Genomic DNA, 26,394 nt, shown 5'->3' with positions numbered 1-26,394 from the left:
TAGGTTTCAACGTATCCGGCAGGAGGGGCTATCCCCAATCTTAAATTTTGCTGCCCGATTTGCTCAAGCCAAAGTTTTAATTTTACAACCTATAAACCTGAGTTAAATCAACCTCATGGTGCTGTCTGTTCCCGCTGTGGAACAAGACTCACTGCAACATCTTGCATTCCTAAACTTCGCAGAAGGCGATGGGCAAAAACTGTACTGTAATGTTATTTCGATGTCTCTTATAGTAAATAGGAGGCGTCGAGGCTAAGTGAGTAGCCTGCTTGCTTCTCAAGCCTGGATACTATCAGCATTCACGTCAGATGAAATGATGATATTTCGCGTAAGAAAGAGGCATTTTTTTATCAACTTCACATCGGAGATGGTAATAATCCTATGGGTCCAGTCCATATGAGGGGGTCAACATACTATAAAATTCACAATCATAAATTAACTATATATCAAGAACGCCAAAAAAATCCTGAAAATAGTATAATAACAGGGTAAATTTCAAGTCGACCAAGAATCATAGCAATACACATGAGATATTTTGCAATATCATTAAGAACACCGAATGAGGATGCGGTAGCCCCAAAACCCAGCCCCATATTATTAATGCATGCAGCGACTGTCGCAAATGATGTAAGGAAATCATATCCCATACCGTTTAGCACCAGTATAAAAAACACTGTAAAGAAAGTATAAAGAAAAAAGAAACTCCATACAGACCTCATTACGCGGTCTGTAACAATCTTCCCTCCTACATTTACACTAAGCAATGCTCTGGGATGAGAAAGCTGATTTATTTCGTGTTTACTTTGTTTAAAAAGTATAAGAAATCTAAGTGATTTAATTCCGCCGCACGTTGAGCCTATACATCCCCCAAAAAAACTTGACAGCAGCAAAAAAACTATCGTATGTGTGGGCCAGTTTGAATAATCCTGCGTAGCTAAACCATTATCAGTGAGCATGGAGCTAGCAAGAAAAAACGAATGAACAACACTTCCAGTTAAGTCATACATACCTATATGCCAGACCTGGAAAGAGGTAACAATGATAACACCTGAAGCTATTAACAAAAAGAAACGAAGTTCAACATCTCTGAGTAAGGGTTTTATTGTTTTCCTGCTTATAACAACATACCAAAGAGTGAAGTTGAAAGCCGATAACAGAGAAAAAGAGCCCGCCACCAGTTCAATCAAATAATTATTGAAATAACCGATACTCTCACTATGAGTTGAAAAACCGCCAAGAGAAACTGTAGAAAGTCCATGACAAATAGCATCAAACAACGGCATTCCTGCAAGTCGATAACAAACAATACAAGCAATGCCTAATAAAGAATAAGTTATCCAAAGTGTCCGCGACGTATCAGCCAGGCGTGGAGTCAGTTTGTCATCCTTAAATGGTCCTGGCATTTCTGACTGATAAAGTTTTGCACCACCAATACCCAATAATGGCAACACAGCAACTGCCAGAACAATAACCCCTAAACCGCCTATAAAATTTAATTGTGACCGGTAGAACAAATATGCCCGAGATAATGAACTGACATCATCAATTACTGTTGCTCCTGTTGTTGTTATTCCGGAAACCCCTTCAAACAGCGCGTCAGCAAACGTTAAATTAAGCTCTGAATCAATCCATAATGGAAATGCGCTAATAATAGAAAATAAAATCCAAAACATTACAATTATAATAAACCCATCACGGGTGCGTAATTGAATGCCAGATTTTTTAGTGGTATACCACGCTCCGCCACCAATACAAAAAAATATAACAAAAGTAATAAAAAAAACGAACAAGCTTTTTTCTTTATAAAACAATGCTACAACCATTGGTGGTAACATTGAAAGACTATAGAGCCAGACCAAGAACCCACACATATGAGTTACAACTCTTACATGAGATGTATTCATATCCAAATGTTCTTTCAATTATAACCACCTTACTGCAATGTCATGATTATACTGTATAAATTTTAACTCTTCTTAGATCTTACTTCACTGGTCCTTATGAAACAATCAGCAAAATGAATCTTATTATAACACTGTTCGGTTATGTATTGTTGAGCCTTCCCGCTGGGCCTGCATCATTACAAGTCGCTCCCTATGGGGCTTTGTCGAATAAATAATTTTTCGGTAAGTGTCCCCTGAGCAGGTTGTATCTTCAGGCAGTATGAACACTTTCTGGTATACCTACCTTCGTCATTATGTTCAGCGTATGCACCATGACCAAAGCCTCTGCAACCGGCCTATCATAATCTAGCAGCATCAGAGAACCTCAGAATAACTGTTTTACCCTGTACATTGCCGTTTCCGCTATTGAGCAACGATTGTAATCTTTTGTCCATTTTCACCGGGAATTACCCTCGGTCAATCGCTGATACGCGACTGCACAGTTACGGTCGGCATACTCACCGGGCCAGTAACCCGCTCCTTTTTGGGGTGGGATGAGCGCGCTGATTTTCACACGGCGCAGCTGCTCGTAACAGAGCCGAGAGGCGTAAACTCCGTCTGCTGCTGTCCTGATTTTTTGATGGGTTTGCCGGATTAATCCGGCTACACCTCTACATCCGTTACGCTGAATGCTGAGGTCGCCCTTGGGAAGAAGGCATTGCTGACTTATACCAATCCGAAATCACCTCCTCGTGCAACCAGACAGGGAGGGGCCTCGGTTGATAAGAGCTCTGTTATTGATGTGCCAGTTGGTGATTCTAACTTTTGCTTTGTAACGGGACGAGCCGTGTTGGCAGATGATGTGTGGTCTGATCCTTAAACTCAGTAAAAGTACGATTTATTCAAAAAAGCCCCTCCACTATGATTTCGATTTAAGGGGCTGATGATTATGTAACGCGAATTTACCGGATCCTTACGAACCTTTCTTTATCCTGCTCTTGCCCCTTTCGGTAAGCCCATTCTCTGTCATGTATTTTCTGGCAGTGAATATATTAATGCTGTGGTCAGTACAAAACCCCTTAACACCCTTGATCTTTTCCCGCTGAACCTGGGGCATCTTCGACCATTCCCGGACGAGATTTTTGGTAACTCTGTTCCATTTCTCTGGTTTGTTCAGCTTCGCTCGGCCCACCCAGGTTAATCCGTCCTTGCTCAAATTCAGGTAATGACGTGCTGTGCACGGTCGGATGTTGTGGCTCTCACACCACTTATTGAAATCGACGTTGCGCCGCTCATCCGAGGTCATCATCGACCATTTCCGGATAACCTCGTAGGGAATGGGGAGCTTTATGGCAACTTTCGACCTTACCCTGACACGACGTTGCGGGACTGTCTCATGTTTCGCACTCAGGTTTTCTTCCGACAGTGCGGAGAGGGAGGACCTGAAATCAAGTGATTCTGGCTGGTTATGTGACAACAGTGTCGCGGCAATGGCGTGAAATCGGGCACTATCCACACTTCCACAGACCTTCACACTGCCATCACTGACATCAATATTCACTAATTTGCTATTACTAATAGTTTTCGTGAAGGTGATGGTGTGGCCGGAAAAACAGAAACTAAACTTGAACGGCTCAGTGAAAAGCTTAGTGAGTTGCGGGTCAGCCCCCACCTCCGCCCGGTACGTAAACAGTGCATTCGTCATGGCAACTACCAGTTCGTTAGCCTCGTCCGTATTCTCGATGATTAAATTTTTCATCTGATTCAGAATTTTCTCGCTGCTCTGGAGCAGCAGCAGGGGCCGGGGCAATGTCGCGCCCATGGCGAGGTTGGAGTAGCATGGCGTTAGCATGTAATTCACTCCTTCCCGTTGTTTTTCTTCTGTGATAGAAGGGCTGAAATCATCTATTCCGGGCTGGCGAATGCGTGAGACCAGTGTTGTGACAAAGGCGTTAAACAGATAACAATCAGCATAGCCACAGGCACTCCTCCCATCCTTGCTGACCATAATATTCACGCAATTGTCCCCATTAAAATCCATATGCGTGTTGGTGAAGGTAATGGTGTGGTCGGAAAAACTAAAACTGAACGACTCAGGAATTTGCAGACCACGCGCCCTAGGCATGTCTGGATTATCCGGCAGTTTAGCCATCTGATTTGGCTGCAGTGCGGTCGCCATGACATCCGCCAGTTCGTTAATCTGGTCAGAACTCATCGTGCTACAGTCCGTATTTCTGTGAATTAAATTTATCATCTCCCGCAGATGAGTCCTGCAACTTTCCTGGCTCTGCAGGAGCTGGGACAGTGTCACAGCCGCGTTAATGCGGCATGGTGTTACCATATAATACAATCCTTTTTCTCAGGGGGGTTGATATTCTGGATCGTGCCGTGTTTGCCCACGGCTCCCCCTGGAGAGCTGCAGACCTGTTTATTTAACTCGCACAGCGCCGGGGCCTGTCAGCAAACAGGGAGCATAACCGTCGTGCCATTAAACGCCAGACGGGAGATCATTATTATTTTATTAATACAGATCCGTTGCATTCCGGTCTTTACCGCAGTTTAAAAGAAAAGAGAATAGGGACTTAGGCAGTAGAGCAGTCATTGGACAGACCACACTACCCCAAACTAGCAGGGGAGTTTTGATAAAATTTTGATAACCGTTAGCATGCTAACAAAAAACAACGGGCGTGTTATACGCCCGTTTCAATATTTAACACATGTAGTGATTACATATTCTTGATGATCGCGTCACCAAACTCTGAACATTTCAGCAGTTTAGCGCCTTCCATCAGACGTTCGAAGTCATAGGTTACAGTCTTCGCGTTGATTGCGCCTTCCATACCTTTAACAATCAGGTCTGCGGCTTCAGTCCAGCCCATATGGCGCAGCATCATCTCAGCGGAGAGGATGATAGAGCCTGGGTTAACTTTGTCCTGACCAGCATACTTCGGCGCAGTACCGTGGGTGGCTTCAAACAGCGCGCATTCGTCACCGATGTTTGCGCCTGGGGCGATACCGATACCGCCAACCTGCGCTGCCAGAGCATCAGAAATGTAGTCACCGTTGAGGTTCATACAGGCGATAACGTCGTATTCAGCCGGACGCAGCAGGATCTGTTGCAGGAATGCGTCAGCAATCACGTCTTTAATAACGATCTCTTTGCCGGTGTTCGGGTTTTTGACTTTCAGCCACGGGCCGCCGTCGATCAGTTCACCGCCAAACTCTTCACGCGCCAGCTGGTAACCCCAGTCTTTAAACGCGCCTTCGGTGAACTTCATGATGTTACCTTTGTGCACCAGGGTCACAGAGTCACGGTCGTTAGCAATTGCGTATTCGATCGCGGCACGAACCAGACGTTTGGTGCCCTCTTCAGAACACGGCTTAATACCGATACCGCAATGTTCCGGGAAGCGAATTTTCTTCACACCCATCTCTTCACGCAGGAATTTAATCACTTTCTCAGCGTCGGCAGAATCAGCTTTCCATTCGATACCCGCATAAATGTCTTCCGAGTTTTCACGGAAGATAACCATATCGGTCAGTTCAGGATGTTTAACCGGGCTTGGGGTGCCCTGATAGTAACGTACCGGACGCAGGCAGATGTAGAGATCCAGTTCCTGGCGCAGAGCTACGTTGAGAGAACGAATACCGCCGCCAACCGGAGTGGTCAGAGGGCCTTTAATGGCAACGCGATATTCACGAATCAGATCAAGGGTTTCAGCAGGCAGCCAGACGTCCTGACCATAAACCTGTGTGGATTTTTCACCGGTGTAAATTTCCATCCAGGAGATTTTACGCTCGCCTTTATAGGCTTTCTCGACTGCAGCGTCGACCACTTTCAGCATGGCTGGGGTTACATCTACACCGATTCCATCACCTTCAATGTAAGGGATAATCGGATTTTCAGGAACGTTGAGTTTGCCGTTTTGCAGGGTGATCTTCTTGCCTTGTGCCGGAACAACTACTTTACTTTCCATTCACCTCTCCTTCGAGCGCTACTGGTTTGCTCGTCTGCCACCACGTTGCATATGCGTTTGCGTCCTGCGATACGGATGCGTTAGAGCAATTTTTTGTTAATGATTTGTAATTGGCTTGTCAATACTACCCTATTGTTTGCCGTCATGAAAGATGCGCGTTATTAGGCTATAATGCGGCAATTCATAATCTCTGAAAATACCATGCAAAAAACTTCTTTTAGAAATCACCAGGTTAAGCGATTCAGCTCGCAACGTTCTACCAGGCGAAAACCTGAAAACCAGCCCACGCGTGTGATCCTGTTCAATAAACCCTACGATGTTCTTCCGCAGTTCACCGATGAAGCCGGACGCAAAACATTAAAAGAATTCATCCCGATTCAGGGGGTGTATGCGGCAGGTCGTCTCGACCGCGACAGCGAAGGGTTACTGGTGCTGACCAATAACGGCGCTTTGCAGGCGCGTTTAACCCAGCCGGGTAAACGTACCGGGAAAATCTATTATGTACAGGTAGAAGGTATTCCCACGGAAGACGCCCTTGAAGCGTTGCGCAATGGCGTAACCTTAAATGATGGCCCTACCCTGCCCGCAGGTGCGGAGATGGTTGAGGAGCCGGAATGGTTATGGCCCCGTAATCCGCCAATTCGTGAACGAAAAAGTATTCCCACCAGCTGGCTTAAGATCACCTTATATGAAGGACGTAATCGCCAGGTGCGCCGCATGACCGCCCATGTTGGTTTTCCCACGCTGCGACTGATTCGCTATGCGATGGGTGATTACTCTTTGGATAATCTTGCCAATGGCGAATGGCGAGAAGAGACAGATTAAGGACGCAAAATGTTTAAACCGCACGTTACCGTTGCCTGCGTGGTGCACGCAGAGGGCAAATTTTTAATCGTTGAAGAAACGATTAATGGTAAAGCGTTATGGAACCAGCCCGCCGGGCATCTGGAAGCCGATGAAACCTTAGTGGAAGCCGCCGCCCGTGAGCTGTGGGAAGAGACGGGCATCAGCGCGCAACCGCAACATTTTATCCGCATGCATCAGTGGATTGCGCCGGATAAAACGCCGTTTTTGCGCTTCCTGTTTGCCATTGAGCTTGAGCAAATATGCCCGACCCAGCCCCATGACAGCGATATCGACTGCTGCCGTTGGGTCAGCGCCGAAGAGATTTTACAGGCGTCAAATCTGCGCTCGCCGCTGGTGGCGGAAAGTATTCGTTGTTATCAAAGTGGGCAACGCTATCCGCTGGAGATGATTGGCGATTTTAACTGGCCTTTTACAAAGGGTGTCATCTAAAAGGCTGCGTGATAGAATACGCCGCCTTGAAGTTCAATGTCGTGAGTGATCCAATGTCTGAAACCGCAAAAAAAGTAATCGTCGGCATGTCCGGCGGTGTCGATTCCTCCGTTTCTGCCTGGCTGTTGCAACAACAGGGATATCAGGTCGAAGGCCTGTTTATGAAGAACTGGGAAGAAGACGACGGTGAGGAATATTGCACGGCGGCAGCGGATCTGGCTGATGCCCAGGCTGTCTGCGATAAGCTCGGCATTGAACTGCACACCGTTAACTTTGCTGCCGAGTACTGGGACAACGTCTTCGAACTGTTCCTTGCCGAATATAAAGCCGGTCGCACGCCGAACCCAGATATTCTGTGCAACAAAGAGATCAAATTTAAAGCGTTCCTCGAATTTGCCGCCGAAGATTTAGGTGCCGATTATATCGCTACCGGTCATTACGTTCGTCGTGCCGATGTCGATGGCAAAAGCCGCCTGCTGCGTGGTCTGGATAGCAATAAAGACCAGAGCTACTTCCTTTATACGCTCAGCCATGAGCAGATTGCGCAAAGCCTGTTCCCGGTCGGCGAACTGGAAAAGCCGCAGGTGCGCAAGATTGCTGAAGATCTCGGTCTGGTTACCGCGAAGAAAAAAGACTCTACCGGGATCTGCTTTATTGGCGAGCGTAAATTCCGCGAGTTCCTGGGCCGTTATCTCCCGGCGCAACCGGGCAAAATCATTACCGTTGACGGCGATGAAATTGGCGAGCACCAGGGGCTGATGTATCACACCCTCGGTCAGCGTAAAGGTCTGGGTATCGGTGGCACCAAAGAAGGCACTGAAGAACCGTGGTATGTGGTCGATAAAGACGTCGAAAACAACATTCTGATTGTTGCGCAGGGCCATGAACACCCGCGTCTGATGTCTGTCGGTCTGATTGCCCAGCAGCTGCACTGGGTCGATCGCGAACCCTTCACCGGCACTATGCGTTGCACGGTAAAAACCCGCTATCGCCAGACCGACATCCCTTGCACCGTCAAGGCGCTGGACGACGATCGCATTGAAGTGATTTTTGATGAGCCGGTTGCCGCCGTGACGCCGGGCCAGTCTGCCGTCTTCTATAACGGTGAAGTGTGCCTCGGTGGCGGTATTATTGAGCAGCGTCTGCCGCTGCCGGTCTGATTATTGTCTTTAATTACAACAAGGAAGCAGTGAACGTGGCAAAGAATTACTATGACATCACCCTCGCCCTGGCCGGAATTTGTCAGTCGGCACGCCTGGTGCAACAACTCGCTCACCAGGGGCATTGTGATGCCGATGCGCTACACGTCTCACTCAACAGTATTATCGATATGAACCCCAGCTCCACGCTGGCGGTTTTTGGTGGCAGCGAAGCTAACCTGCGTGTCGGGCTGGAAACATTGCTCGGCGTGCTCAACGCCAGCAGTCGCCAGGGCTTAAATGCTGAGTTAACCCGCTACACCCTTAGCCTGATGGTGCTTGAGCGCAAACTTTCCTCAGCGAAAGGTGCGCTCGACACTCTGGGCAACCGCATCAACGGCCTGCAACGTCAGCTCGAACACTTCGATCTACAGTCCGAAACGCTGATGAGCGCGATGGCCGCTATTTATGTTGATGTGATTAGCCCGCTAGGCCCGCGCATTCAGGTCACCGGATCTCCTGCTGTACTGCAAAGCCCACAGGTGCAGGCGAAAGTCCGCGCCACCCTGTTGGCAGGCATTCGCGCCGCCGTGCTCTGGCACCAGGTCGGCGGCGGACGTCTACAACTGATGTTTTCTCGTAATCGCCTGACCACTCAGGCAAAACAAATTCTTGCTCATTTAACCCCGGAGTTGTGATCTATGGAATTATCCTCACTGACCGCCGTTTCCCCTGTCGATGGACGCTACGGCGATAAAGTCAGCGCGCTGCGCGGGATTTTCAGCGAATATGGTTTGCTGAAATTCCGTGTACAAGTTGAAGTACGTTGGCTGCAAAAACTGGCCGCGCACGCAGCGATCAAGGAAGTTCCTGCTTTTGCTGCCGACGCAATCGGTTACCTTGATACAATTGTCGCCAGTTTCAGCGAAGAAGATGCAGCACGCATCAAAACCATCGAGCGTACCACTAACCACGACGTTAAAGCGGTTGAGTATTTCCTGAAAGAAAAAGTGGCCGATATCCCGGAACTGCACGCAGTTTCTGAATTCATCCACTTTGCCTGTACTTCGGAAGATATCAATAACCTCTCCCACGCGTTGATGCTGAAAACCGCGCGTGATGAAGTGATCCTGCCATACTGGCGTCAACTGATTGATGGCATTAAAGATCTCGCCGTTCAGTATCGCGATATCCCGCTGCTGTCCCGTACCCACGGTCAGCCAGCCACGCCGTCAACCATCGGTAAAGAGATGGCAAACGTTGCCTACCGCATGGAACGTCAGTACCGCCAGCTTAATCAGGTGGAGATCCTCGGCAAAATCAACGGCGCTGTCGGCAACTATAATGCCCACATCGCCGCTTACCCGGAAGTTGACTGGCATCAGTTCAGCGAAGAGTTCGTCACCTCGCTGGGTATTCAGTGGAACCCGTACACTACCCAGATTGAACCGCACGACTACATTGCCGAATTGTTTGATTGCGTTGCGCGCTTCAACACCATTCTGATCGACTTTGACCGTGACGTCTGGGGTTATATCGCCCTTAACCACTTCAAACAGAAAACCATTGCTGGTGAGATTGGTTCTTCCACCATGCCGCATAAAGTTAACCCGATCGACTTCGAAAACTCCGAAGGGAATCTGGGCCTTTCCAACGCGGTATTGCAGCACCTGGCAAGCAAACTGCCAGTTTCCCGCTGGCAGCGTGACCTGACCGACTCCACCGTGCTGCGTAACCTCGGCGTGGGTATCGGTTATGCGCTGATTGCGTATCAATCCACCCTGAAAGGCGTGAGCAAACTGGAAGTGAACCGTGACCATCTGCTGGAGGAACTGGATCACAACTGGGAAGTGCTGGCTGAGCCAATCCAGACAGTTATGCGTCGCTATGGCATCGAAAAACCGTACGAAAAGCTGAAAGAGCTGACTCGCGGTAAGCGCGTTGACGCCGAAGGCATGAAGCAATTTATCGACGGTCTGGCACTGCCAGAAGAAGAAAAAGCCCGCCTGAAAGCGATGACGCCGGCAAACTACATTGGCCGCGCCATCACCATGGTTGATGAGCTGAAATAAGCCTCAAATCAGTGCCGGATGGCGATGCTGTCCGGCCTGCTTATTAAGATTATCCGCTTTTTATTTTTTCTCTTTACCTCCCCTCCCCGCTGGTTTATTTAATGTTTACCCCCATAACGACATAATCGCGTTACACTATTTTAATAATTAAAACAGGGAGAATGAAAAATGCGCGTACTGGTTGTTGAAGACAATGCGTTGTTACGTCACCATCTTAAAGTTCAGATTCAGGATGCTGGTCATCAGGTCGATGACGCAGAAGATGCTAAAGAAGCCGATTATTATCTCAATGAGCATTTACCGGATATTGCGATTGTCGATCTCGGTTTGCCTGACGAGGACGGTCTGTCATTGATTCGCCGCTGGCGCAGTAATGATGTTTCACTGCCGATTCTGGTATTAACCGCCCGTGAAAGCTGGCAGGACAAAGTCGAAGTATTAAGTGCTGGCGCTGATGATTACGTGACTAAACCGTTTCATATTGAAGAGGTGATGGCGCGAATGCAGGCATTAATGCGGCGTAATAGCGGTCTGGCTTCACAGGTCATTTCGCTACCACCGTTTCAGGTTGATCTCTCCCGCCGTGAATTATCTATTAATGACGAAGTGATCAAACTGACCGCGTTCGAATACACCATTATGGAAACGTTGATACGCAATAATGGCAAAGTGGTCAGCAAAGATTCGTTAATGCTACAACTCTATCCGGATGCGGAGCTGCGGGAAAGCCATACCATTGATGTACTGATGGGACGTCTGCGCAAAAAAATTCAGGCACAATATCCGCAAGAAGTGATTACCACCGTTCGCGGCCAGGGCTACTTGTTCGAATTGCGCTGATGAAAAAATTACTGCGTCTTTTTTTCCCGCTCTCGCTGCGGGTCCGTTTTCTGTTAGCAACGGCAGCAGTAGTATTGGTGCTTTCGCTTGCCTACGGAATGGTTGCGCTGATCGGTTATAGCGTCAGTTTCGATAAAACCACGTTTCGGCTGTTACGTGGCGAGAGCAATCTGTTCTATACCCTTGCGAAGTGGGAAAATAATAAATTGCATGTCGAGTTACCCGAAAATATCGACAAGCAAAGCCCCACCATGACGCTAATTTATGATGAGAACGGGCAGCTTTTATGGGCGCAACGTGACGTGCCCTGGCTGATGAAAATGATCCAGCCTGACTGGCTGAAATCGAATGGTTTTCATGAAATTGAAGCGGATGTTAACGACACCAGCCTGTTACTGAGTGGAGATCATTCAATACAGCAACAGTTGCAGGAAGTGCGGGAAGATGATGACGACGCGGAGATGACCCACTCGGTGGCGGTAAACGTCTACCCGGCAACATCGCGGATGCCAAAGTTAACCATTGTGGTGGTGGATACCATTCCGGTGGAGCTAAAAAGTTCCTATATGGTCTGGAGCTGGTTTATCTATGTGCTCTCAGCCAATCTGCTGTTAGTGATCCCGCTGCTGTGGGTCGCCGCCTGGTGGAGTTTACGCCCCATCGAAGCCCTGGCAAAAGAAGTCCGCGAACTGGAAGAACATAACCGCGAATTGCTCAATCCAGCCACAACGCGAGAACTGACCAGTCTGGTACGAAACCTGAACCGACTGTTAAAAAGTGAACGCGAACGTTACGACAAATATCGTACGACGCTCACCGACCTGACCCATAGTCTGAAAACGCCACTGGCGGTGCTGCAAAGTACGCTGCGTTCTCTGCGTAGTGAGAAGATGAGCGTCAGTGATGCTGAGCCGGTGATGCTGGAGCAAATCAGCCGCATTTCACAGCAAATTGGCTACTACCTGCATCGTGCCAGTATGCGCGGTGGGACATTGCTTAGCCGCGAGCTGCATCCGGTCGCCCCTCTGTTGGACAATCTCACCTCGGCGCTGAACAAAGTGTATCAACGCAAAGGGGTCAATATCTCTCTCGATATTTCACCAGAGATCAGCTTTGTTGGTGAGCAGAACGATTTTGTCGAGGTGATGGGCAACGTGCTGGATAACGCCTGTAAATATTGCCTCGAGTTTGTCGAAATTTCTGCAAGGCAAACCGACGAGCATCTCTATATTGTGGTCGAGGATGATGGCCCCGGTATTCCATTAAGCAAGCGAGAGGTCATTTTCGACCGTGGTCAACGGGTTGATACTTTACGCCCTGGGCAAGGTGTAGGGCTGGCGGTAGCCCGCGAAATCACCGAGCAGTATGAGGGTAAAATCGTCGCCGGAGAGAGCATGCTGGGCGGTGCGCGGATGGAGGTGATTTTTGGCCGCCAGCATTCTGCGCCGAAAGATGAATAAATATGTCCTTTTATCACCACAGCAAGGCAAACCATTGATTTAATTAAACAACCCACACTGCAAAAAGTGCTAAAAACAGCAAATTGACTACACCATTAACTACACCGTTCGGTGCACTGTATGAAACAACGTGGAACAAATAGACACAAGAAATATACAGGCGGGTAATCTTTCCAGGGGGAAGCGCACCAATTCATGAGGGGCGTTAATGTCGATATGGGGATCCCCATAACGGGGCTACCGGATTTTTTTTCCGGTTAACTGTTAATCAGGCTGGTGGGTTTTACCTGTTCGGTAGGTGTTATGATTATCGTAATACCTTTCCCCCAGTGGGGTAAAAGCTCCAACCGTAACGATGTTCGTTGTGGTTGCCTTGATGGTCTGCGTGGTCATTATGACCATTCAGAATATGAAGGGTGACGCTTCCGACTTCCTCAAATTGAGGTTTCCGAAAATATCAGCGGGTTAGCGATTAATCTGACCATTAATTAAACTACGAAAATTTCGTAGTTTGTGAATATATTCCGGCCTTCTGGTTAACAGTCCTCAGATGTGAGGGATGTAGCCAGCGCAATTTTGCGTTATCGGGAATATCAGCAAGTTACCGCCGCAGCCGTTCCGGCTTCTTCCAGTGGTACGTTATTTTTTCTTTCTCCCGATACAGTTCAACGCGGCGATTGTAGGCCAGCATTTCAAGAACGCGGTTCCGTATGTTGCGCATATCAACGCCATTAAGTTCTATACCATCACGGCGCATCACTTCCGCTACAACACGCACATAATTTTCAGCGGTCACGCTGTCCGGCTGTGTGGCCTGTTCGTCATGCTGCTGGCTGATTCCGGCGACGCGGCGGATTAATCCCAGTAGTTCGGCTTCTGTCATTGTGCCCCCATCGCTCTGATAGTCTGGTGTCGTCGGGTCCTTCCTGGAATTATGGCCCGTTACGGGGCGGCGACCTCGCGGTTTTTATCTGTTTATGAAAATTTTTCTGGAAAAAGCATGTCGGTACTTCTCGAACATAACTATTTGTTTTTAAATAGATACACAATAAAAAGAAACGACACGGTAATCATCTAAAATGGCGATTTATGACGCTTTCATGTCGTTTCTCAGTTTTGTTCAATAATTGCGCGTCTGTTACTCGCCTTTCTTCTGTAGCAACTTTTCCGGTACGTTTCCGGTTGTTTCTTTCAAGTAATCAGCCAGTATCTGTGGGAGGTTGTCGGCAACTCTGGCACTGGCATTACAGGCTTTAACCACTTCCCTTTTAAGCCTATCCAGCATGGCGTGGGTAATCTGTGGGAAGCTCCTTTGCATAGTAAGCGGGAGGCTGTCCATGATTGATGAAATCTGACTCGCCAGCTTTGAAAGCGCGTACAGGCAAAACTCAGTATCAATCACGTCACCGCGATCGCGCTCGTTTTTAAGTTCCTGCGCCTCCGCCTGTGCTGTCAGTAATCTGATCCTGACTCGTAAGAGTTCATCATCATCAATATCGCCTTTGTCGTTTGTAAGCTGGCTAATTGCATTGTTAACCCTATTGTCTATCACGCTGGCAACATCGTAAAACGCCTCACGGCCTTTACGTTCAACGGGAGTCACTCCCCACTTGTCGAACGCTGTCGCACTTACACGGCAGCTTTTCGCCATGTTTTTTTTGTTCATCAGGTGCGATTTCATTAATACACCAACTTAATTACTGCTTCAGGTTGGTGTATTGTTTGCATCTTTCCCTTTTCATTCATAAAGATAGAGCAAACAACAAAACCACCACCACCCCCCTGAAAAGGCTCATAAATAGCGAAAAACCGCGAGGTCGCCGCCCCGTAACGGGTCCATATGCCGGAAAGGACCCGTAAAAAAAGCCGGATTTCTCCGGCCTTGTCTCAGATGGTTTTCAGTATGCGATCGATGTCGCCGTCATCGCCCTGGTTTCTGCCATCGTATGCCATGCCAGCTGATACGGCTTGCGGGCTGTGCATGTCCATAAAGTTTTCAAAGGCTGCGGTAAGCTCTGGTGCAACCTTTGGGCGCTCCTGCTCTATGGTCATGTTCAGGATTTCACGAGCATTATCGACGCTAATACATGGCACGTTTGCCATTGCACGTAACAGCGGCTGATAGTCTTTATGCTCATGAAGCGCCATAATCGCATCAGCGCGCGGCTTGTCCTGCTCTTCCAGTTTGTTTAGTTGATATACGGCCTCATAGGTTGATAAACCTCTGTCAGCCATTGCCCGCGCTTCGGCTTTAAATTTACTCGCCAGCGGTAGCGTCATGATGCTTTCATTCGTTGCCATCGTTCCCCCTGCTTATCGGGCCAGCGGCTGAACGGATACGCCGGAACCCGCAAAGGCGGCGCATTTTTTCGCATCGGTGTCGACGCTCTCAGGCCAGTTAACGGCGGCAATATTGAATATCCCCGTCTTGTAACACTGTGCTGATTTCTGCTTTGACGTGTCCACAGGATACGAAGTCAGATAAACAGCCTTGCCAGATTCCTGACCATCCCACGGCTTAAACTCGCCATTGTCCGCCAGCATCAGCGGGGTAAATTCCTGAATAACGCCAGCATCAGCGGCAAAATGTACCAGCGTCGTGGCGACCTGCTGACTGCCTGCAAATAACTCAATGTATGGAGTGTCCATAGAATCCCCCGTTAAGCAATTTTGACAGTAACAAATTTGCGAATATCTGCCGGAACCGGCTGCGGTGCGCTGTGCGTCTGCACGTACTCAATCGCCGGATCTCCGTCCTCAATCCAGTTTTTCGGGTAGTACATGTTTTGCGTTGCCCCCGTTCTTACTGCGTCCTGATCCATAATCGCACCATAGGCCACCAGCCCTTTATTGTTGGTGTTGCCCAGGACAAGCAAATCAGGCTCAAGGAAATATTTTTCTGTGCCGTCGCTGTCAGTGTATTTGCCGGAATAGACGATAAGGGCCAGATCACCAAGATAGCCTTTAAAGCTCACCACTTCGCCCAGGTTTTTACATGCCAGCTCTGCGGCGGATTCTGAACCACGGGAGAGATCGTACAGTTCACGGAATTTTTTAAAGCTGCGTAACATGCGCCATACATCAACGCCCATAATCATGACGTTGGCGGGGCAACCTGCCTGATCTGCGTATAGTTCAATGTCATATATTGGGTCGTGTATGTCTTTATCCTGCTCAGACCATTTTTTACCGTCGGCCTGCTCTATGATGTTTTTTTCCGGTATCTTCCAGTCGATTTCATAGCGTTCTATGCCTTCGCCCTCAATGATGTTTTTTCCGGTCGTTACCGCATTCACCGCCAGCCATTCAACGCGTGCCTTAATGGCGTTTATCTGGCGGCGCATGTTGCCAGTAATCAGGCGCATACGGCGGTAGGTAGGATCGTTAAGCTGTGCCGGATCTTCTCCAGCCATGCGCATTATTGTTTTTAATGGATCGATTTCGTGTTTTGGCTTCATGTAGCCAGGGCGGATAATGCTGGTTTCGTACCCTTTATCGCGCTGAACCTGGCTGCCAACCATAGGCGAACAAAACGCCGACATAGTGACTTCTTCAATATCCAGGTTATCTAACATGATGTCCTGCGTGTTGAATGTCGCCACGTTCGGGAAAAACAGCGCGGTAAACAGCGGACTAAATTTAAATTCCGCAATATCCTCGCGATTCAGGTACGCGAAAAGCTGGTGTGTGTTAAGTGCTATTGCTTTGACTGCCATTATTCGCCCCCATAATTTTTGTGCATCCCAAGCGCCGCAAGTAAATAAGATCGCACAAGTGAACCTATCGACGGCTCCGGCGTCATCAGCGGATCCAGTCCAGCCGCAACGCCAGCTTCATAGTTTTTTTTGTGGCGCTGCTTGAGCACCTCCACGATTTCGGGGCTTATGTACACCGAAACACCGCCTTTTTTCTCTTCAGCCATAGTAAGAAATTCCTCTTCGACTAAAAAAATCATAACTGGATGTTTATCCAGTCCTGATTATAATCAGAATTGCATTTTATGCAATGATATTGAGTTATGTTGCAAATTATGAAATGATTATCCCGATCACGAACGCCAGTGCATCCAAAAACCTCATATGCAAAAGCCCGATAAGAACCCTCTGACCTTATCGGGCTTTTTTTGGGCGCAAAAAAGCCGGATTGCTCCGGCTATGTGTGCTGTGTGCTGGCTCAGTCTCTGATCTCTTTCAGAAATTCTATCAATGCATCTATCTGTTCAGGATTTACCGCCAGCATTTCACCGGATAGAGCACATCTCACAAAACCATGCTGATCCTTTTCAATCAGTGCGCCCGTCTCCAGGAATGCGCGGTAATCATTGATGCTCATCGTCTCCATGTTGTCAGCATGGTATTTATCACGCTGTTTTAATATCTCATCAAATTTCATCGGCATTGTTTTTTTCCTCTGTTGTGTCTGTTTGTTTCAGATAGTAACTATGCCTGACCGTGACGAAAACCCGGTAATGCGCCATACCGTTTCAACTGGTGCAAAAAAAGCCGTATTTCTCCGGCTGTTTGATTAGCTGTCCTGGTAATTGCGCCATATTTCATCACCAGCACCATCTATACCCATTTCGGCATAAGTGCGATCGACTGCCTTTTTCAGGTCTCCGAAATTATCCGGCGGCTCCGGTGCCCTCTGTGCCTTCCTTGAACATTCCAGCCGTCGCATCGTGATGTTATGCCGTTCCTTGTCTGTCTCCACCAGCTGCATGACTTCACCCCATCGCGCCGCCGCCCTCCGGTAAAAGCCTTTCGCCTCCAGTTCCTCCGCTATGCGGTCATGTACCATCGTCACCCCCTCAGAACGAAATATCATCACCGTAAGGGTCATCGCCTCCCGCTGGTGGCTGATTACCCTGTGTGCCTGTGGTTTTGCGTCTGTTCCCGCCTGGACGTGCCGCGCGGGCACTGATTACGCTGTCTGCGATAACCTGCCAGCCCTGCCGCGTTTCTCCGTTCTGTCCGGTCCACTGGCTTACCTGCATCGTGCCGGATACGCTGGCAACATCGCCTTTTTGATGTTTAGCCAGGAAGTCGGCCTGTTTGCCAAATGCGATGACCGATAACCATAACGTCGCCTGTCCGTCCTGTGCCTGGCTGCATGGCAAAGATACCGCCATACGCGCCAGCGTCATCGGTGTGCCCTTGCTGGTCTGTTTTACCTGCGGGTCGTCCACCAGCCGCCCGTAAGCGGCTATCTGTGCCGTCATAATTCCACCTCTCCGGTTTTAACGTTGATGGTTGTTACCTGTTCCGCTTCGGCAATCTCCCGTTCTGTCAGCGTGGCAAAGTTTGCCGCCGCCGTGGTCATGAATGCGCTTATCAGGTCGGGATGTTCCTTCGCGTATCCTTCCCGCGTGTGGCGGTCTATCGTTCTGATTGCCACCTTTAAGGTGTGCTCAGTCATGTCTAACGCTTTATATTTTGGCTCTGTTCTGTCTCTGCGTTTTTGGGTCATTTCTCGCAACCTCTCACTTTTTCGCCTCACTTTTTCAAGCGTCTCACTTCGTCGCAGTTGGGATTTTCGGTTTTTCTATGTGTGTGTTTCATAAGTATTTTTTTACCCCTCACTTTTGAGGATGTATACAGGTCGAAAAGTGAGGGAGAGCGGGCTAATTTTGGCCCTCTTTCTATCCCCCTCGCTTTTGCTCCTCACTTTTATAGCGGCGCTACATCATCCCCATCGATACGAATAACCCCATCTTTTTCCAGCTTGTACAGCCAGCGCCGGAAGTTTTTCATTTCATACCCCAGCTTTTTCATGTCATCACGTAACAGCGGGATCGTGCACTTGTCGCCGTTCTGTGTGCGTGAACGGATGCACCCCCATAGCGCGGTATGGTTTTCCGTCTTGTTCCCTGCCTCCTCGATGCGCTCCAGTTCAACAGGAGGGCGCGGATCATCCACCACCACCAGCGACGTGATTAATTCACCGTCAGCGTCGGTAAAAAGCTCCACCACGCGTAAGTCATATGCGGCTTCTTTGAGTTCCTCCGCGTCCTTCATTTTGGTGCATGAGATAACCAGCGCTTCGCTTCCTGCGTCCTCCCTGCGTATCCGGTATTCAGCATCCAGCGAAGCACGAAATGCACTGGAACCGCGCGCGCCTTTCGTCTCATCCTTGCCGGAATGGTGAACCACCAGCACCGTGGCCCCTGTGCGTCGTTTCAGTTCGTCACAACCACGGATAAACGCCCCCATATCACGGGAATCATTTTCATCATTCCCACCAAAGCAACGCGCCAGCGTATCCAGAATAATCATGCGTACAGGTTTACCCGTTTCCCGCTCCACCTGACGGGCAGCGATAACCATTTCATCAACATCAAGCGGGGCAGCCGGAAAGATGGGGCGGTTTACCAGATACAGATTTTTCACCTGCTCATCGTGCACAACCTCCCAGGCTTTTACACGACGCGGAACACCTATACCGCCTTCACCAACCACATAGAGAACCGCACCATGTGCAACCCTGCGGCCTCCCCACTGGCGACCAGTGGCAACATGGCACGCCCACGATCCGGCAAGGAATGATTTATAGGACCCGCTAGCCCCGTATATGCTGCATAGCGATACCGCCGGAATAATCCCCTTAACCACGTAATCCAGTTGCGTGTCGTATCCGGTAGATCCAACGCTCATCGGTAGCGTGGTTTTTCGCTGGTGGTTTTTTTCTTCCGCCGGCTCTTTCCCGCGCACCCGTTCCAGGTATTCGCGCCAGTTCTCCCGCATATGGCTGTGCATCCCTTCGGGGTAATAATTCGCATCAGTTACACCCGTCGCCGCCAGCTTGTGCGCAATGGCATTAATATTTGATGGCCTGATGTGGCCTGCCTTGTACAGCCGGACACAATAGCGCCCCTCGTCGATGATTCTCAGGTCTGCCAGTTCATCCAGTTGATCATCAGCCAGCACAACGGGAGGCACATTATCGCCAGCCAGTCGCCCGTCCTGTTCCTGCCACTGTTTCGCATGTGCCCAGGCATCACTACCCGCAAAAATAATGACTTCGGTCATCTTGTCGTAAGGCTGTTTTTTTAAGTTCGGTGCGCTTTTCATTTCTTGCCCCTGAATCCGTTAATCATGGTTTTCAGCTTCTGGATGTTTGCCCGTGCCCTGGCGTTGCTGGTGGGCACGTTATGCGGCGCGATCTGTACCAGAGACAAATCACGCCGGAACTGATAAACAGGCATCACGCAATCATATTCGTAACCTTCACGGCGGTAGGTTACGCGCCGTTCTTCCACGCCCTTAATCATTACCGTGCCGCCGTACTGGTCGCGGTAAATATCACCGCGCGTAAATTTAGGGTGAGTGTTGCCACTGGCAGTTAAGCCAGAATATTTAAGTTTCATTATTTTTATTCTCCGGTGTGCTGTTCTTTATATCTGTCGTGCAATAGATCTATTTCTTGCAGTTCCATTATTACATGCTCAAGAAGCGTTATTAATGCCGTGGCAATTCTTGATTTTTGTTTGTCGCGTTCATTGTCGCCAAGTGTTTCAAGCCATATGCGCAATATTTCCAGCATGTTTTCACTGTGAGAAAGTGCAAGAAATGCGCGGTCTATTGTTTGGTGGTAAATATCACGCATGGCTTACATCCTCAGGAAATTTTCTTCTATAACGCGCCTCTGCCACATATTCCGCATAATCGGCGGCGATATTCAGTACATCAAGCCCCGTTGATTTATATTCTCTCGTGGAAAGTAAGAAAAAAGCCGCTCTAATAAGTTCTGGCATTGACGAAAGCGCATCAGCCGCATCATCAGGAACGCCGGAAAATTCCTGTTTCAGGGAATTAAAACGATCATCACGCATAACCCCCCCATTTTCACAATCAGCAATCAGGATGGCTTTGGCCTCATTCAGCGCCATATCCGCACTAAGTTGCATAACCGCCAGCGAATGAGGAACGAAAGCCCCGGCATATTCTGTTTCACTGGTGGCGTGCTTATGCGCCATGTCTGCGATAACAGAAATATCAATCAGCGCGTGCATTAGCGTTATGATGGCTTCGGCGGCTGCGTCCGGACGGATGTTATTGCACATGGCACACCTCCTGACGAATACGGGCAGCGAATACCATCACGCAGCCAGCCGGAGATTGCTGGCGTGCTTCCTGTTCGCTGGTGGCCTCAATGGTAATCACGCGCGGTTGTGCCGTGCTCAGGGCGATAAAACGCCAGATGTATTTATTCAGGTTGTGCGAGTCCCGCCCTTGCGGGTGTGTGGTATGATTTCTCATAGCTACCTCGATACTTTCGCTATCGTTGGTGGTTAGAAGCCCGGTTAGTGTTAGCGCACTGCCGGGTTTCGTCGTTTCTGCACCTTGCGCCAACAAGGTGTTGAACACCAATTTAAACCCAGGTGTTAAACACGTCAAGTGTTGAACACTTGTTTTTTTTCCTGCATACTGCATTTGTTTTTTATGAGGGGTACACCACATGGCGACAAAAGCAGTAAACGCAAAATCACAAACCGTTGCGGCAAGGGTTCCGCATGAAGTTATGAACAATGTTGAGGCGGTAAAAATGCCTGGCGAAAGTACGGGGCAATTTGTTACTGCAGCATTAAAACGAGAAGTTGAATATCGCCAGCGGCGCAAGGCCAAAGAACCAGAGTAATCACCATCAGCGCCGTGGTGTAAGGTATTACGGCGCATTGCTATGCAGGACAACACAATGACCGATAAAGAATTGACCAAAACATTATCACCGGCACGGAAAAGACGGCGCAGAAAGATAGAGCATGAATCAGAAAGATTCGCGCCATGTGCTTTTGCCCTTGAGCAATTCCTTAAAGAGTACAGGGAAAAGCGCTCATTGCAGGTATGGCAACGAACTGAACCAGACTGATAGCATTGCCCACCAGCCTGATAGCGACTATCATTGCCGTTCTTATGTTTGGGATCACACACACAAACGGCGCAGCGGGTTATCTGTTCAGAAAGGCGGCTCCATTTCGGGGCCGCTTTTTTTATGTCTGAAAAACCCCAATTTTGTTGTTTTTCAGTTTCACCAGGGCGAACGAATCCCCGCCCACGTTCTGGCGTATATTCAATCTTCATGGTTATAGCTCTGTGTTCAGATGATTGATGTGTGGCGGCTGCGTGCCGCCAGCGTGATTAATGAACTGCCTTGCAGCTATCCTTCCAGGCCAGAACCTCGGATAAAGACCAGCCAACGGAACGACCGCCAAGTTTACGACGTGATGGGAATTGTCCGGCCTTTTCCAGGCGGTAGCGACACGTACGGCTAAGGCCGGTTAGTTTTTCGCATTCTTTTTCACGTATAAACCGATCAGTGCTTAACACTATTGCCCCCCTTTCGTTTCTTAAAGAGTCATCAGGTGTCTTATTGTGTCGTATTGTTCCCGCTAGAGTGATGAATGGCAAATATTGAGGATGTATGATTTACAGAAAATGAAACAGTAAGAATAAAATCTTTTAAATTCATGTTAATACAAAGGCATAAAATATTGTTTCATGCCTTTTTTCTCACGCGTTAAAGCGTTATTCGCTAATGTATAAAAAAACAGTCACACAAATAAAATCAGTCACTTATAAACCTGTGTACTTTTTCGCCTCTTGTTCGTGGTTGTTCCACGTTGTTTCACATTGTTCGCCGTTGTATCTGTGTGCTTATCCAGTATGCGCATACTGAAAAAACACGAAAAAAATTATTTTCTTCTGGCTGCTGGTAGTGCGGTTACGTTTTCATGTGTTCCCGCCAGTATCCCTAACCGCTCCATCCACATATCCAGCGCATTGCGTTTAGCATCCAGATAACGGGAATGATTATAAACTCGCTGCATTCCTGGCATCTGGTGGCCTGTAAGCTGCTCCACGACGTGAGGATCCACGCCTAAATCGCTCAGCATCGTTGTAAAGGTGCGCCGGATGTCATGTAGTGACCAGTGAGGGTGATTTAGCCTCCTGTGCGCTAATCTGCCGTACTGCGACACGCTTGTTTCCTGTTTCACTTCCCCCAGCAATAAGCCCGTGTGCCTGTTCTGCTCCACCAGCTGCGTGACGAACGGCAGTATTGCTTCCGGTATGGGCCGGAATATTGCCACCTTCGTTTTGCTGTGTTCTTTCGGCACGGTCCAGAGCATTTCGGTAAAATCCCACTCGCTGATCTCCGATAACCTCAGTTCTACCGTCCGGCATCCGAACACAATCAGGAGGCGGATTAACGCGATGTAGTAGGGGGAGAATATTTTTTTGTCCAGTGCCTGCAATAATTCGCCCAGTTCTTTGGTGCTTAAGACACGCTCGCTTATATCCGGTTTTTTCCCAACGTCCGCCACACTCATATCATCAAGAACGTTGCTGATTGCATAGCGCCGCCTCCGGCAGAACTTAAGCGCCTGTTTGCACGTCTGTAGCAAGAATCCGGCAGTAACAGGCGTTCGCTTTGCCACCTGGTCAAAACAGGCCAGCCAGTGCCGTAGCTCGCATTTATCCAGCGGCATAGCACCAATGTGCTGTATTACGTGATTATTAAGGCGCTTTTTCAGGGCGGCATAATCCACGCGGTTTTCCTTTGCGTACGACTCAAGCCAGTAGGTGAGCGCATCGCCAACCGTTACCGGCTTTAACGCTTCCTGTACGGTGTAATTAAGCTCATGACGTGGATTTTTCCCCTCTGCCAGCCATGCGCGACACTGGGCGGCTTTTTCCCTGGCTGATTTCAGGCTCAGATCAGGATAATTTCCCAGCTTAATGCGTTCCGGTGGTGCCCCCCTTCCCGTTCCGGCCCTGTAAGTGAAATACCAGGTTAAAAGGCCACTGGTTGAATGCCTGACGCTCAGGTTTCCACCGTCATTAAGAAAGGCTGTTTTTTGGGCGGGTGTGCCGTTGATTTTCCTCAGCTGTGTATCGCTCAGTTTGTTAAGTGCTCTGCTCATAATTTTGATTCCGGTCATCACAATTAACTACACCATTAACTACACCGATCGTTGCACAAAGGGCTACAACGTGAAACAAGCTGGAACAAGGAAAATCACAAATCTGTTTATAATCAAAAACATAATGAACAATCTGAAACATTATGAAACGGCAAAAAACACTAATTGATAAAATATGTCCATACTTCACGCATTACGTTAAGCATCCGTTATAATCGGTTGCAGATACCAGCCTGTGGATGCTTAACATGGAATACCAACTCACTCTTAACTGGCCCGATTTTCTTGAACGTCACTGGCAGAAACGCCCGGTGGTGTTAAAACGCGGCTTTAATAATTTTATTGACCCGATCTCTCCAGACGAGTTGGCGGGTCTGGCGATGGAAAGCGAAGTCGACAGTCGACTGGTCAGTCACCAGGATGGCAAATGGCAGGTCAGCCACGGCCCGTTCGAAAGCTACGATCATCTCGGTGAAACCAACTGGTCGTTACTGGTACAGGCAGTGAACCACTGGCATGAGCCGAGCGCCTCGCTGATGCGGCCGTTCCGTGAACTGCCGGACTGGCGTATTGATGACCTGATGATCTCTTTTTCCGTACCTGGCGGCGGCGTCGGCCCACATCTCGATCAGTACGACGTGTTTATCATTCAGGGTACCGGACGTCGTCGCTGGCGAGTGGGCGAAAAGCTGCAAATGAAACAGCACTGCCCGCACCCGGATCTGTTACAGGTCGATCCGTTCGAAGCCATCATTGATGAAGAACTGGAGCCAGGCGATATTCTTTATATTCCGCCAGGATTCCCCCATGAAGGCTACGCGCTGGAAAATGCGATGAACTATTCCGTGGGTTTTCGCGCGCCAAATACGCGGGAACTGATTAGCGGATTTGCCGATTATGTGCTGCAACGTGAACTGGGCGGCAACTACTACAGCGATCCTGATGTTCCACCTCGCGCTCATCCTGCGGACGTTCTGCCGCAAGAGATGGATAAACTGCGTGAGATGATGCTCGAATTGATCAACCAGCCGGAACACTTTAAGCAATGGTTTGGCGAGTTTATATCCCAGTCACGTCATGAACTGGATATCGCGCCGCCAGAGCCGCCTTATCAGCCGGATGAAATCTACGATGCGCTGAAACAAGGTGATGTGCTGGTGCGTCTGGGTGGTCTGCGCGTATTGCGCATTGGCGACGACGTGTATGCCAATGGTGAGAAGATCGATTCCCCGCACCGTCCGGCACTGGATGCGCTCGCCAGCAACATTGCGCTGACCGCGGAGAATTTTGGCGATGCGCTGGAAGATCCGTCATTCCTCGCGATGCTCGCGGCGCTGGTCAATAGCGGGTATTGGTTCTTCGAAGGGTAAGTTTGAAGTTAAGCTGGATGCGGCATCACATGCCGCATCCCTTTTCGCTACTTCCGTTGCGCCGTTAACTCGGCAATACGGACGATCACCTGCACCGCTTTTTCCATACCTTCCAGAGTCACAAATTCATGCTTACCATGGTAGTTGTAACCGCCAGTGAACAGGTTCGGACACGGTAATCCCATAAACGACAACTGCGCGCCGTCGGTACCACCGCGGATCGGTTTCAGTTCCGGCTCAATATCGCAGTCACGCATCGCCTGCTGAGCGATATCGAGAATATGCGGATGCTCAACCACTTTCTCGCGCATATTGTAGTAACTGTCTTCAATCACCAGTTCAATGTAGCAATCAGGATGTAACCCTTTGCCCACTTTTTTGGCGATCTCCATCATTTTACGTTTACGCGCTTCAAACTGTTTACGGTCGAAATCACGAATGATGTAGTGCATATCGGCCCGTTCAACGGTGCCTTTCATGCTCGCCAGGTGATAGAAACCTTCATAGCCTTCTGTCATTTCCGGGCTTTCATTTGCCGGAACTTCCGCATGAATACGTGCCGCCAGCGAAAGCGCATTTACCATCACTCCTTTCGCCGTGCCCGGGTGAACATTGTTACCGACAATTTTGATATTGACCGACGCGGCGTTGAAGTTTTCAAACTCCAGTTCGCCTACGCCACCACCATCAACGGTGTAAGCCCAGCGGGCATCGAAGGCGTCAACATCAAAATGTTTCGCCCCTTTGCCCACTTCTTCATCCGGGGTAAAGGCGACACGAATATCACCATGCGGAATGTTTTTTTGTTGTAATACCGCCAGCGCGGTCATGATTTCTGCAATACCAGCTTTATCATCGGCACCTAACAAGGTTTTACCATCGGTGGTAATCAGCGTCTGACCCAGTAGCTGATGCAGCACCGGGAACATAACCGGTGATAAAACTTCATCGCCGATACCCAGCGCAATATCGCCACCGCGATAGTTTTCAACGATTTGCGGATTCACATTTTTGCCGCTGCAATCCGGTGAGGTATCCACATGAGAAATAAAGCCAATCGCGGGGATATCGCCTGGGACGTTAGCCGGTAACGTCGCCATCAACGTGCCCTTCTCACTTAAGGTCACATTGATAAGCCCCATCTCTTCGAGCTGCTCTTTCAGCAGATGCAATAACTTCCATTGGCCTTCCGTGCTGGGAACCTGTCTCACCCCGGCTTTTGATTGGGTATCCAGAGACACGTAGTTCAAAAATCGCTCAAGTAGTTTATCCATGTAGTCACCCTCACTTTTTGTGACAACATTATTAAGAAGCAAGAAAAGACAAATATTGCGTCAGGTCACTTTTACCCCTGCAAGCGGGAATATTTATCAGCATTACCTTAATGAATATAAAGCTAAGCCAGTAATTCACAACAAAGATTGGCGATTCAAGCGGTT

Annotated in this window: 31 protein-coding genes and 2 pseudogenes; 9 read left to right on the top strand and 24 right to left on the bottom strand. The window is 48.9% G+C overall.

Annotated elements, in window-relative coordinates; translation table 11 throughout:
• Positions 1 to 446: 446 nt before the first annotated feature.
• From trkG to icd, 4 genes and pseudogenes are all read right to left on the bottom strand, one after another.
• Complete coding sequence (gene trkG, locus BEB54_RS21680) at positions 447 to 1,904, bottom strand: Trk system potassium transporter TrkG (RefSeq protein WP_001360580.1); 1,458 nt, start codon at positions 1,902 to 1,904, stop codon at positions 447 to 449.
• Positions 1,905 to 2,154: 250 nt separating this feature from the next.
• Positions 2,155 to 2,544: pseudogene (locus BEB54_RS29435) on the bottom strand (IS5/IS1182 family transposase); the annotation flags it as partial.
• A 312-nt stretch (positions 2,545 to 2,856) separates the two neighbouring features.
• A complete protein-coding gene (locus tag BEB54_RS21670) occupies positions 2,857 to 4,224 on the bottom strand; it encodes a hypothetical protein (RefSeq protein ID WP_032183954.1) in 1,368 nt (455 codons plus the stop codon).
• 385 nt (positions 4,225 to 4,609) lie between these two features.
• Positions 4,610 to 5,860, bottom strand: coding sequence for an NADP-dependent isocitrate dehydrogenase (gene icd, locus BEB54_RS21665; RefSeq protein ID WP_000444487.1), 1,251 nt, complete (start codon positions 5,858 to 5,860; stop codon positions 4,610 to 4,612).
• 171 nt (positions 5,861 to 6,031) lie between these two features.
• On the opposite strand from icd, the gene rluE reads away from it, so the two are divergent.
• The 7 genes from rluE to phoQ all read left to right on the top strand — a co-directional run bounded on the left by rluE (position 6,032) and on the right by phoQ (position 12,667).
• Positions 6,032 to 6,685: a 23S rRNA pseudouridine(2457) synthase RluE gene (rluE, locus tag BEB54_RS21660; protein WP_032183953.1), complete on the top strand. Its 654-nt coding sequence runs from the start codon at positions 6,032 to 6,034 to the stop codon at positions 6,683 to 6,685.
• A gap of 9 nt (positions 6,686 to 6,694) precedes the next feature.
• Complete coding sequence (gene nudJ, locus BEB54_RS21655; RefSeq protein ID WP_032183952.1) at positions 6,695 to 7,156, top strand: phosphatase NudJ; 462 nt, start codon at positions 6,695 to 6,697, stop codon at positions 7,154 to 7,156.
• A gap of 53 nt (positions 7,157 to 7,209) precedes the next feature.
• Positions 7,210 to 8,316, top strand: coding sequence for a tRNA 2-thiouridine(34) synthase MnmA (gene mnmA, locus BEB54_RS21650; protein WP_001353282.1), 1,107 nt, complete (start codon positions 7,210 to 7,212; stop codon positions 8,314 to 8,316).
• 35 nt (positions 8,317 to 8,351) lie between these two features.
• On the top strand, positions 8,352 to 8,993 hold the full coding sequence (gene hflD / locus BEB54_RS21645) for a high frequency lysogenization protein HflD (protein ID WP_001297479.1): 642 nt from the start codon (positions 8,352 to 8,354) through the stop codon (positions 8,991 to 8,993).
• 3 nt (positions 8,994 to 8,996) lie between these two features.
• On the top strand, positions 8,997 to 10,367 hold the full coding sequence (gene purB, locus BEB54_RS21640; protein WP_000423751.1) for an adenylosuccinate lyase: 1,371 nt from the start codon (positions 8,997 to 8,999) through the stop codon (positions 10,365 to 10,367).
• Between the two features lie 168 nt (positions 10,368 to 10,535).
• Positions 10,536 to 11,207, top strand: coding sequence for a two-component system response regulator PhoP (gene phoP / locus BEB54_RS21635; RefSeq protein WP_001265481.1), 672 nt, complete (start codon positions 10,536 to 10,538; stop codon positions 11,205 to 11,207).
• Positions 11,207 to 12,667: a two-component system sensor histidine kinase PhoQ gene (gene phoQ / locus BEB54_RS21630; RefSeq protein WP_000735412.1), complete on the top strand. Its 1,461-nt coding sequence runs from the start codon at positions 11,207 to 11,209 to the stop codon at positions 12,665 to 12,667. The genes phoP and phoQ overlap by 1 nt, the downstream gene beginning before the upstream one ends.
• 601 nt (positions 12,668 to 13,268) lie before the next feature.
• On the opposite strand, the gene BEB54_RS21625 is transcribed toward phoQ, so the two are convergent.
• The 16 genes from BEB54_RS21625 to BEB54_RS29430 form a co-directional block, all read right to left on the bottom strand.
• Positions 13,269 to 13,550, bottom strand: coding sequence for a hypothetical protein (locus BEB54_RS21625; protein ID WP_000133424.1), 282 nt, complete (start codon positions 13,548 to 13,550; stop codon positions 13,269 to 13,271).
• 255 nt (positions 13,551 to 13,805) lie between these two features.
• The gene (locus tag BEB54_RS21620) at positions 13,806 to 14,348 is read right to left on the bottom strand and encodes a terminase small subunit (protein WP_024226396.1); all 543 of its coding nucleotides are present in this window, start codon (positions 14,346 to 14,348) and stop codon (positions 13,806 to 13,808) included.
• 206 nt (positions 14,349 to 14,554) lie between these two features.
• The gene (locus tag BEB54_RS21610; RefSeq protein WP_001403033.1) at positions 14,555 to 14,968 is read right to left on the bottom strand and encodes a hypothetical protein; all 414 of its coding nucleotides are present in this window, start codon (positions 14,966 to 14,968) and stop codon (positions 14,555 to 14,557) included.
• A 12-nt stretch (positions 14,969 to 14,980) separates the two neighbouring features.
• On the bottom strand, positions 14,981 to 15,316 hold the full coding sequence (locus BEB54_RS21605) for a head decoration protein (RefSeq protein WP_000380879.1): 336 nt from the start codon (positions 15,314 to 15,316) through the stop codon (positions 14,981 to 14,983).
• Positions 15,317 to 15,327: 11 nt separating this feature from the next.
• Complete coding sequence (locus tag BEB54_RS21600; RefSeq protein WP_024230886.1) at positions 15,328 to 16,383, bottom strand: major capsid protein; 1,056 nt, start codon at positions 16,381 to 16,383, stop codon at positions 15,328 to 15,330.
• Positions 16,383 to 16,589, bottom strand: coding sequence for a hypothetical protein (locus tag BEB54_RS21595; RefSeq protein ID WP_000796963.1), 207 nt, complete (start codon positions 16,587 to 16,589; stop codon positions 16,383 to 16,385). Before BEB54_RS21595 ends, BEB54_RS21600 begins: the two co-directional genes overlap by 1 nt.
• 251 nt (positions 16,590 to 16,840) lie before the next feature.
• The gene (locus tag BEB54_RS21590) at positions 16,841 to 17,065 is read right to left on the bottom strand and encodes a hypothetical protein (protein WP_001132079.1); all 225 of its coding nucleotides are present in this window, start codon (positions 17,063 to 17,065) and stop codon (positions 16,841 to 16,843) included.
• 41 nt (positions 17,066 to 17,106) lie between these two features.
• A complete protein-coding gene (locus tag BEB54_RS29835) occupies positions 17,107 to 17,235 on the bottom strand; it encodes a hypothetical protein (protein WP_001301569.1) in 129 nt (42 codons plus the stop codon).
• A complete protein-coding gene (locus BEB54_RS21580) occupies positions 17,192 to 17,464 on the bottom strand; it encodes a PerC family transcriptional regulator (RefSeq protein WP_105282277.1) in 273 nt (90 codons plus the stop codon). The genes BEB54_RS29835 and BEB54_RS21580 overlap by 44 nt, the downstream gene beginning before the upstream one ends.
• 10 nt (positions 17,465 to 17,474) lie before the next feature.
• A complete protein-coding gene (locus BEB54_RS21575; protein ID WP_000126687.1) occupies positions 17,475 to 17,885 on the bottom strand; it encodes a single-stranded DNA-binding protein in 411 nt (136 codons plus the stop codon).
• Positions 17,882 to 18,133, bottom strand: coding sequence for a hypothetical protein (locus BEB54_RS21570; RefSeq protein WP_000192401.1), 252 nt, complete (start codon positions 18,131 to 18,133; stop codon positions 17,882 to 17,884). The genes BEB54_RS21575 and BEB54_RS21570 overlap by 4 nt, the downstream gene beginning before the upstream one ends.
• A 200-nt stretch (positions 18,134 to 18,333) precedes the next feature.
• Positions 18,334 to 19,734, bottom strand: a complete 1,401-nt coding sequence (locus BEB54_RS21565) for a helicase RepA family protein (RefSeq protein WP_105282276.1) — start codon at positions 19,732 to 19,734, stop codon at positions 18,334 to 18,336.
• Positions 19,731 to 20,030 carry a DUF4222 domain-containing protein gene (locus BEB54_RS21560; protein WP_105282275.1) on the bottom strand — a complete coding sequence of 100 codons (300 nt, stop codon included), beginning with the start codon at positions 20,028 to 20,030 and terminating at the stop codon, positions 19,731 to 19,733. The genes BEB54_RS21565 and BEB54_RS21560 overlap by 4 nt, the downstream gene beginning before the upstream one ends.
• 5 nt (positions 20,031 to 20,035) lie before the next feature.
• A complete protein-coding gene (locus tag BEB54_RS21555; RefSeq protein WP_105282274.1) occupies positions 20,036 to 20,269 on the bottom strand; it encodes a hypothetical protein in 234 nt (77 codons plus the stop codon).
• Positions 20,262 to 20,726: a hypothetical protein gene (locus BEB54_RS21550; RefSeq protein WP_000336167.1), complete on the bottom strand. Its 465-nt coding sequence runs from the start codon at positions 20,724 to 20,726 to the stop codon at positions 20,262 to 20,264. Before BEB54_RS21550 ends, BEB54_RS21555 begins: the two co-directional genes overlap by 8 nt.
• The gene (locus tag BEB54_RS29430; RefSeq protein ID WP_001403026.1) at positions 20,716 to 20,922 is read right to left on the bottom strand and encodes a host cell division inhibitor Icd-like protein; all 207 of its coding nucleotides are present in this window, start codon (positions 20,920 to 20,922) and stop codon (positions 20,716 to 20,718) included. Before BEB54_RS29430 ends, BEB54_RS21550 begins: the two co-directional genes overlap by 11 nt.
• Positions 20,923 to 21,121: 199 nt before the next feature.
• Between BEB54_RS29430 and BEB54_RS29425 the strand changes: the two genes are divergently transcribed.
• Positions 21,122 to 21,301 (top strand): YlcI/YnfO family protein, encoded by a 180-nt coding sequence (locus BEB54_RS29425; protein WP_000201461.1) that lies wholly within the window; start codon positions 21,122 to 21,124, stop codon positions 21,299 to 21,301.
• Here BEB54_RS29425 and BEB54_RS29420 read toward each other — a convergent pair.
• From BEB54_RS29420 to BEB54_RS21535, 3 genes and pseudogenes are all read right to left on the bottom strand, one after another.
• Positions 21,297 to 21,744, bottom strand: a pseudogene (locus tag BEB54_RS29420) (hypothetical protein); the annotation flags it as partial. The gene BEB54_RS29425 and the pseudogene BEB54_RS29420 sit on opposite strands and share 5 nt — an antisense overlap.
• A 57-nt stretch (positions 21,745 to 21,801) precedes the next feature.
• Complete coding sequence (locus BEB54_RS21540; protein WP_000953272.1) at positions 21,802 to 21,990, bottom strand: helix-turn-helix transcriptional regulator; 189 nt, start codon at positions 21,988 to 21,990, stop codon at positions 21,802 to 21,804.
• 365 nt (positions 21,991 to 22,355) lie between these two features.
• Complete coding sequence (locus tag BEB54_RS21535; RefSeq protein ID WP_000085258.1) at positions 22,356 to 23,585, bottom strand: tyrosine-type recombinase/integrase; 1,230 nt, start codon at positions 23,583 to 23,585, stop codon at positions 22,356 to 22,358.
• Positions 23,586 to 23,833: 248 nt separating this feature from the next.
• Between BEB54_RS21535 and roxA the strand changes: the two genes are divergently transcribed.
• A complete protein-coding gene (roxA, locus tag BEB54_RS21530; protein WP_001353283.1) occupies positions 23,834 to 24,955 on the top strand; it encodes a [50S ribosomal protein L16]-arginine 3-hydroxylase in 1,122 nt (373 codons plus the stop codon).
• A 47-nt stretch (positions 24,956 to 25,002) separates the two neighbouring features.
• On the opposite strand, the gene pepT is transcribed toward roxA, so the two are convergent.
• Entirely contained in the window at positions 25,003 to 26,229 is a 1,227-nt protein-coding gene (pepT, locus tag BEB54_RS21525; protein ID WP_000359451.1) for a peptidase T, read from the bottom strand.
• Positions 26,230 to 26,394: the final 165 nt, after the last annotated feature.

The organism is Escherichia sp. MOD1-EC6021, from assembly GCF_002965245.1.
In the GTDB taxonomy this organism is placed as follows: domain Bacteria; phylum Pseudomonadota; class Gammaproteobacteria; order Enterobacterales; family Enterobacteriaceae; genus Escherichia; species Escherichia coli_F.
Note: the sequence above shows the minus strand (reverse complement) of the source record. Positions and strands in the feature narration are given on the sequence as shown.

Coding starts and splice junctions, on each gene's coding strand:
- rluE (WP_032183953.1), top strand. CDS start 6,032: ATGCGGCAATTCATAATCTCTGAAAATACCATGCAAAAAACTTCTTTT.
- BEB54_RS21555 (WP_105282274.1), bottom strand. CDS start 20,269: ATGCGTGATATTTACCACCAAACAATAGACCGCGCATTTCTTGCACTT.
- BEB54_RS21565 (WP_105282276.1), bottom strand. CDS start 19,734: ATGAAAAGCGCACCGAACTTAAAAAAACAGCCTTACGACAAGATGACC.
- BEB54_RS21570 (WP_000192401.1), bottom strand. CDS start 18,133: ATGACCCAAAAACGCAGAGACAGAACAGAGCCAAAATATAAAGCGTTA.
- BEB54_RS21575 (WP_000126687.1), bottom strand. CDS start 17,885: ATGACGGCACAGATAGCCGCTTACGGGCGGCTGGTGGACGACCCGCAG.
- phoQ (WP_000735412.1), top strand. CDS start 11,207: ATGAAAAAATTACTGCGTCTTTTTTTCCCGCTCTCGCTGCGGGTCCGT.
- icd (WP_000444487.1), bottom strand. CDS start 5,860: ATGGAAAGTAAAGTAGTTGTTCCGGCACAAGGCAAGAAGATCACCCTG.
- BEB54_RS29430 (WP_001403026.1), bottom strand. CDS start 20,922: ATGAGAAATCATACCACACACCCGCAAGGGCGGGACTCGCACAACCTG.
- BEB54_RS29835 (WP_001301569.1), bottom strand. CDS start 17,235: ATGGTGCTGGTGATGAAATATGGCGCAATTACCAGGACAGCTAATCAA.
- nudJ (WP_032183952.1), top strand. CDS start 6,695: ATGTTTAAACCGCACGTTACCGTTGCCTGCGTGGTGCACGCAGAGGGC.
- BEB54_RS21560 (WP_105282275.1), bottom strand. CDS start 20,030: ATGAAACTTAAATATTCTGGCTTAACTGCCAGTGGCAACACTCACCCT.
- roxA (WP_001353283.1), top strand. CDS start 23,834: ATGGAATACCAACTCACTCTTAACTGGCCCGATTTTCTTGAACGTCAC.
- BEB54_RS21610 (WP_001403033.1), bottom strand. CDS start 14,968: ATGGCAACGAATGAAAGCATCATGACGCTACCGCTGGCGAGTAAATTT.
- BEB54_RS21600 (WP_024230886.1), bottom strand. CDS start 16,383: ATGGCAGTCAAAGCAATAGCACTTAACACACACCAGCTTTTCGCGTAC.
- BEB54_RS21535 (WP_000085258.1), bottom strand. CDS start 23,585: ATGAGCAGAGCACTTAACAAACTGAGCGATACACAGCTGAGGAAAATC.
- mnmA (WP_001353282.1), top strand. CDS start 7,210: ATGTCTGAAACCGCAAAAAAAGTAATCGTCGGCATGTCCGGCGGTGTC.
- BEB54_RS21550 (WP_000336167.1), bottom strand. CDS start 20,726: ATGTGCAATAACATCCGTCCGGACGCAGCCGCCGAAGCCATCATAACG.
- BEB54_RS21670 (WP_032183954.1), bottom strand. CDS start 4,224: ATGGTAACACCATGCCGCATTAACGCGGCTGTGACACTGTCCCAGCTC.
- BEB54_RS21590 (WP_001132079.1), bottom strand. CDS start 17,065: ATGCCGATGAAATTTGATGAGATATTAAAACAGCGTGATAAATACCAT.
- BEB54_RS21580 (WP_105282277.1), bottom strand. CDS start 17,464: ATGGTACATGACCGCATAGCGGAGGAACTGGAGGCGAAAGGCTTTTAC.
- pepT (WP_000359451.1), bottom strand. CDS start 26,229: ATGGATAAACTACTTGAGCGATTTTTGAACTACGTGTCTCTGGATACC.
- BEB54_RS21625 (WP_000133424.1), bottom strand. CDS start 13,550: ATGACAGAAGCCGAACTACTGGGATTAATCCGCCGCGTCGCCGGAATC.
- trkG (WP_001360580.1), bottom strand. CDS start 1,904: ATGAATACATCTCATGTAAGAGTTGTAACTCATATGTGTGGGTTCTTG.
- purB (WP_000423751.1), top strand. CDS start 8,997: ATGGAATTATCCTCACTGACCGCCGTTTCCCCTGTCGATGGACGCTAC.
- phoP (WP_001265481.1), top strand. CDS start 10,536: ATGCGCGTACTGGTTGTTGAAGACAATGCGTTGTTACGTCACCATCTT.
- BEB54_RS21605 (WP_000380879.1), bottom strand. CDS start 15,316: ATGGACACTCCATACATTGAGTTATTTGCAGGCAGTCAGCAGGTCGCC.
- BEB54_RS29425 (WP_000201461.1), top strand. CDS start 21,122: ATGGCGACAAAAGCAGTAAACGCAAAATCACAAACCGTTGCGGCAAGG.
- BEB54_RS21595 (WP_000796963.1), bottom strand. CDS start 16,589: ATGGCTGAAGAGAAAAAAGGCGGTGTTTCGGTGTACATAAGCCCCGAA.
- BEB54_RS21620 (WP_024226396.1), bottom strand. CDS start 14,348: ATGAAATCGCACCTGATGAACAAAAAAAACATGGCGAAAAGCTGCCGT.